This window comes from Microbacterium testaceum (assembly GCF_001476655.1).
Taxonomy (GTDB): Bacteria; Actinomycetota; Actinomycetes; order Actinomycetales; family Microbacteriaceae; genus Microbacterium; species Microbacterium testaceum_C.
In genome coordinates this window covers 1-4,369 of the sequence record NZ_LDRT01000245.1, presented here as the reverse complement: position 1 = coordinate 4,369, position 4,369 = coordinate 1, and the positions used below count along the sequence as shown (strand labels likewise).

At 72.0% G+C, this 4,369-nt stretch carries 3 protein-coding genes; 1 reads left to right on the top strand and 2 read right to left on the bottom strand.

What is annotated here, in order from left to right:
• The coding region (locus tag NS220_RS19910) for a S8 family serine peptidase (protein ID WP_153004383.1) at window positions 1–2,228 on the bottom strand (2,228 nt) is incomplete at its 3' end.
• Between the two features lie 83 nt (window positions 2,229–2,311).
• On the bottom strand, window positions 2,312–3,760 hold the full coding sequence (gene yczR / locus NS220_RS18750; protein ID WP_058625463.1) for a MocR-like transcription factor YczR: 1,449 nt from the start codon (window positions 3,758–3,760) through the stop codon (window positions 2,312–2,314).
• A gap of 19 nt (window positions 3,761–3,779) precedes the next feature.
• Between yczR and NS220_RS18745 the strand changes: the two genes are divergently transcribed.
• Complete coding sequence (locus NS220_RS18745) at window positions 3,780–4,103, top strand: hypothetical protein (protein ID WP_058625462.1); 324 nt, start codon at window positions 3,780–3,782, stop codon at window positions 4,101–4,103.
• Window positions 4,104–4,369 lie beyond the last annotated feature (266 nt).

Sequence of the window (4,369 nt, the reverse complement as noted above, 5' to 3'; positions counted from 1 at the left end):
GCCGAGCGCGCTCGGCGTCGGAGGGCGACGAGGCATCCGGCCGCGAGGGCTCCTCCGCCGAACAGCGCGAGCAGGAGCGCCGAGGTTCCGTCGCTTCCCGTCCGGGGGAGATTCGCGCCGGCGTTCGGCACCGGGGACGCGCTCGACGTCGGATCGGGCGACGCGGTCGGTTCCGGCGTCGGTTCCGGATCCGGTGTCGGGGTGGGATCGGGCGTCGGGGTGGGCGTCGGTGTCGGCGTGGGCACCGCGGCGAGCGTGTCGACGGCGTCGATGAGTCCGCTGCCGATCACGTTCGCGTCGACGGGGCCGGTATAGCCGGGAGGGCCGTCGATCGGACGACCGCTCTCGGTCAGCGCGTCACGGATGACCTCCTGCGTCGCCCCGGGACCGGCGAGCGCGCGTGCCAGGGTGGCGACGGCTGCGGCGGTCGGTGCCGCCGACGACGTGCCCGAGAAGCGGAAGATCCCGGAAGGGTTCCCCTCCGCGGTGAAGAATGTCGTGCGCACGCCGTCGACCGAGACGAGGTCGGGCTTCGAGGTGACCTGCGGCTCGGCGAGGCGTTCCGAGGGGGTTCCGTCGGTGCGCACGGGGGCGAACAGGTACGTGGCGGGACCGACGCTGGAGAAGTCCCTCAGCAGTCCGGGCGCCCGGACGTCGGCGGCGCCGACGGAGATCGCCGCCGGATCGGTGGCGTGCCCGAACACCACGGGTCCGACGGTCACTCCCTCTCGCCACGACGCGTATTGCAGTTCGAGCACCCCGGAGCGCCGGATCGGGAAGGTGAGCTTCGACCGGACGTCGTGCCGCTTGTCCGCGCGCACCATGACGATCCGGTAGTCGCTCGTCTTGTAGACCCCCTCTTCCACGCCTGTCTCCCAGGTGGCCCACGCAACGGGCGCACCCTCCTCGAGCCCTTGGCCGACCGCGATGACCGCTCCGTCGGCATCCAGGACGACGGGAACGATCGCCTGATCCTGGGGCCCGTATGCCGGTATCGCCCAGTGCGTCAGCACGCCTGCCGACGAGCCGTACGTGCGGATCTTCACCCGCAGTTCCGCGTTCGGTTCGCCGTCGGCGGCGAAGTTCATGCAGTCGACCTGGTCGGCGGGTGCCTTCGTCGCCTCGAGCGCGGCCTGCGGGCATGGCATCCCGGCGAAGCTCTCCGACTCCCACGACGAGGTGAATGTGCCGGCCGAGATACCGCCTGCCTCGCCGGTCGACGCGTAGTTGCCGGCCGAGCTGAGGTAGGTGGCACCGTCCGCGACCACGTCGGCCACCGCGGTGGCGACGATGCCTCGTTGGTACAGGGTTTCGGCGAACATGACGACGTCGTCGACGATGACGTCGGCGCCGTTGGCGCGCAGCTCGCGGATCGCGTCGGCGAAGGTCGCTTGCGTGTGGCCGGCCGTCGCGAAGAGCAGTCGCGCGCCGGGCGCGATGCCGTGGACGTTCTGGAGCATGGCGCGCCCCTCGTCCTCGCCGCCGTCTTGCGCGTCCGTCACGACGGTGACCGCCGTGGTGTACCCGCAGGGGTTGCCGGGACCGGGCAGCGATCCCAGGGCGATGTCCTGCTCCGGCCTCGTCGCGGCGTCGGACGCGCGGTCGTACGAGTCGGAGATGACGCCCACGGTGATGCCGGTGCCGTCGACGCCGAAACGTTCGCGTGCCTCGTCGGAGCGCAGCACGGGGTCGGCCTCGACGGGAATCTGTCGACACGAGGCTTCGACGGTGGGGGAGTCGCCCTCCGTCGACGCGATCGGGTCGGTGCCGGTGTCCGGTCGGATGGCGGGGTCGACCGCGACCACCCCCGGCAACTGGGCGAGGGCGGGGAAGGCGGAGGGAGGGGCCTGGACGACGATCGTGGGAAGCGATCGCGTCACCGCGGTGACGGTGCCGAGAGCGGCGACCGCGTCGACGGCGGCCTGTTGGGCGGCCGCGTCCGCGAAGCGCACGGACACGGTCACGGCGTCGCCGTTGACGATCAGGCCGCCGACGACGTTGACCGGGAGGCCGGCGACGTCGAGCACGTCGGAGGACACGGCGGGGTCGACTCCCGAGGTGGCGAGGGCGTCGAGCCGTGCCGAGAGGACCGAGGCCGTCGGGGACGGTGTCGGTGAGGGCGCCGGTGTTGCGGCGGTGGCGGGTACGGCCAAGAAGAGTGCGGCGGCGGAGCCGAGCGCGACCCCGCGCGCGACTCCGCGCGCGACGAGGCCATTCCACGTGATCATCGAATGTCTTTCTCCCCCGGGGATTCGGGTGCGTCCCCAGCTCTCACATTAGGGGTACATAGAAAAAATTCAGATAAACCACTTCAGAAATGAACCTGATAATTTCGCCATGCTTTCCCGAGGCGGTGGATTCCGGCTTCGAGCACCTCGGTGGCCGGGGTGACGGGAATGCGGATGTGGTCATCGGCATCCACATCCGACGCGAATTGCGCCGACCCCGCGACCGAGACGCCGAAGCCGGCGGCGTGACGGGCGAATCCGGCCGCGGACCCCATCGGCAGTCGCGCCCAGAGCCAGAGGCCTCCGCGCGGCGGCATCCACCGCCAGTCCGGGAGGTGTGCGGCCAGGAGCGCCCCCGCCGTCCTGGCCGCATCGCGGTGGACCGTGGCGACGGAGCGACGCAGGGTCGGTGCGGCAGCGATCAGGTCGAGGGCGAGCAGCTGCGAGGGCACGCTGGTCGACAGGTCGCTGGTCTGGCGGAGTCCGCGCAGGCGCCGCACGAGCACGGGATCCGCCCGCACCCACCCGATCCGCAGGCCCTCCCACGCCCACTTCGACAACGAGTCGACGACGACGATCGGGGCGTCGGGCCGCGCGCTCGCCAGCGACGGCGGGGGCGGCCCGTCGAACGACACGTGCGCGAGCACGCGGTCCTCGACCACTGTCACTCCGTGCTCCGCAGCCAGGTCGGCGATGCGCTGCCGGACGGCGGGACTGGTCTGGATGCCGGTGGGGTTGTGGTTGTGCGGATTCAGGGCGATGAGCACGGGCCGACGCACGACGATCGCCATCTCCAACGCCTCGACGTCGATGCCGTCGGGGGTGAGCGGGATGCCGTGCACCAGGCCGCCGCGGCGGCGCACGGCATCCGTGAGTCCTGGCCAGGCCACCTCTTCGGTGAGGATCGTGTCGCCGGGGGAGACGAGCTCGTCGACGAGGAGGCTCAGGGCCTGCTGCGCGCCGTGCGTGACGAGGATCTGCGCCGGGGTCGTCGGGGTGCCGTCGTCGGTCATCAGCTGGGCGATGAGGGCGCGGAGGGCGGGGAGTCCCGCGGGGTCTCCCTCGACGGTCGTCGCGTCGAGCACGGGGCGGTGGCGTTGCACGATGTCGATGGCGAGCGGCGAGATCGAGGGCACGGCCCGCAGCAGATCGATGCTCGAGGGAAGGGTGGCGTACAGCGCCTCTCCGCGTCCGGCGGCCTGGCGTGCGGCGGTCGGCGCCGCGCCGGCGATGCGTGTGCCGCTGCCCTGGCGGCGGTCCAGGATGCCGTCGTCGTACAGCCGCGCGTAGGCGCTCACGACAGTGCCGCGAGAGACGGCCACGGTCGCGGCGAGAGTGCGTTCCGACGGGAGGCGGTCGCCGCCGCGCAGTTCCCCTTCGCGGACGAGCCGCGCGATGCCGTCGGCGAGGCTCGCCGACAGCGTGGCGTCCGTGTTCACCCAGCGGCCGAGGCGCAGGGCGAGCTGTTCGGCCGACACGATGGCCGTGCGATGGTCCACCAGGGCGGAAGTGGCTCTGTCGGCGAGGGTCATGGCACCTGATTCTGGTCCAATGACCCGTTCGCTCCCGCACCAATCCGTCTTCCATCGTCCACTGAGTGCCGATTGGACCATTGTTCGGCTCCTCGAGTGGATCAGTGACGACGATGCGCGCTGTCACGACGTCCGCCTCCACGCGGTTCTGGATGCCGTCGATCGGGCGCTCCACCCGGATTCCTCCGGCGCGCCGATCGGTGTGGTCGCGCTCGTGCGGTCCCTCGCGCTGCGGGTGTCGGCGGAGCCCGGTTGGGGGGAGCGCACGCTGGGGGAACTCGTCGGAGTGCGCGAGCCCGAGCAGCCTGCTCCCGCCGGAGCCGAGGCTCTCGTGGCGGTGTGAGGCGGTCCGGGGCGCGGGGGAGTGGTCTTTCTTGTGCCGGTGTGGGTGGTGTGGGGTGCGCGGGCGCGGGGGAGCCCTCGTGGCCCCCTACCGGGAGCGGCGGTCTTTCTTGGGCCGGTGGGGGCGGTCTGTGGTGCGCGCGGGCGAGCGGTCTCTCTTGTGCCGGTGTGGGCGGTGTGGGGTGCGCGGGCTTGGGGCGGCGGTCTTTCTTGGGCCGGTGTGGTCGGTCGGTCTGGGGTGCGCGGGCGCGGGGGAGCCCTCGTGGC

What these genes read in the sequence shown, in the direction of transcription:
- yczR (WP_058625463.1), bottom strand. Translation starts at nt 3,760, where the DNA reads ATGACCCTCGCCGACAGAGCCACTTCCGCCCTGGTGGACCATCGCACG.
- NS220_RS18745 (WP_058625462.1), top strand. Translation starts at nt 3,780, where the DNA reads ATGACCCGTTCGCTCCCGCACCAATCCGTCTTCCATCGTCCACTGAGT.